Below are 1,349 nucleotides of genomic sequence, written 5' to 3'. Positions count from 1 at the left end.
GGATATTGTCTAATAGAAACATTTAAGTAAGAAACCGAGAAAACACCGCGTTTTTAAATGAGTTTTTTAATGTTCTTATCGTAAGATAAAACAAGTAATACCAATTTAGTAATGATAGGTTAAGTTACTAAGGGCGCACGGTGAATGCCTTGGCACTAGAAGCCGATGAAGGACGGGACGAACTCCGATATGCTTTGGGGAGCTGTAAGTAAGCTTTGATCCAGAGATTTCCGAATGGGGGAACCCAGCATCTTTAATAGGATGTTACTGCTGACTGAATACATAGGTCAGTAGAGGTAGACGCAGAGAACTGAAACATCTAAGTACCTGCAGGAAGAGAAAGAAAATTCGATTCCCTGAGTAGCGGCGAGCGAAACGGGAAGAGCCCAAACCAGAAAGCTTGCTTTCTGGGGTTGTAGGACTGAACACATAGAGTCATAAATGAACGTCGTAGAAGAAGCGTCCTGGAAAGGACTGCCGAAGAAGGTAAAAGCCCTGTATTCGAAACGACGTTCACTCTGATCAGTATCCTGAGTACGGCGGAACACGAGAAATTCCGTCGGAATCCGGGAGGACCATCTCCCAAGGCTAAATACTCTCTAGTGACCGATAGTGAACCAGTACCGTGAGGGAAAGGTGAAAAGAACCCCGGAAGGGGAGTGAAATAGCACCTGAAACCGTGTGCTTACAAATAGTTAGAGCCCGTTAATGGGTGATAGCGTGCCTTTTGTAGAATGAACCGGCGAGTTACGATTACATGCGAGGTTAAGTTGGATAGACGGAGCCGTAGCGAAAGCGAGTCTGAATAGGGCGAATGAGTATGTGGTCGTAGACCCGAAACCAAGTGATCTACCCATGTCCAGGTTGAAGGTGTGGTAAAACACACTGGAGGACCGAACCCACGTATGTTGAAAAATGCGGGGATGAGGTGTGGGTAGCGGAGAAATTCCAATCGAACTTGGAGATAGCTGGTTCTCTCCGAAATAGCTTTAGGGCTAGCCTCGGAATTTAGAATCATGGAGGTAGAGCAACTGTTTGAACTAGGGCCCCTTATCGGGGTACCGAATTCTGATAAACTCCGAATGCCATTGATTCATGTCCGGGAGTCAGACTGCGAGTGATAAGATCCGTAGTCGAAAGGGAAACAGCCCAGACCACCAGTTAAGGTCCCAAAGTTTATGTTAAGTGGAAAAGGATGTGGGGTTGCTTAGACAACTAGGATGTTGGCTTAGAAGCAGCCATCATTTAAAGAGTGCGTAATAGCTCACTAGTCGAGTGACCCTGCGCCGAAAATTTACCGGGGCTAAACATAACACCGAAACTGTGGATAGAACCATTGGTTCTATGGT

1 rRNA gene is annotated in these 1,349 nt (G+C 46.1%); it reads left to right on the top strand.

Features of this window, described 5'->3' with window-relative positions:
* Positions 1-117: 117 nt before the first annotated feature.
* Positions 118-1,349: ribosomal RNA gene (locus tag ACE025_RS02645) — 23S ribosomal RNA — on the top strand; the annotation flags it as partial.

It is taken from the genome of Desemzia sp. AGC72, assembly GCF_057334175.1.
The sequence above is the reverse complement of the archived record's forward strand: the minus strand, read 5'-3'. Positions and strand labels throughout refer to the sequence as shown.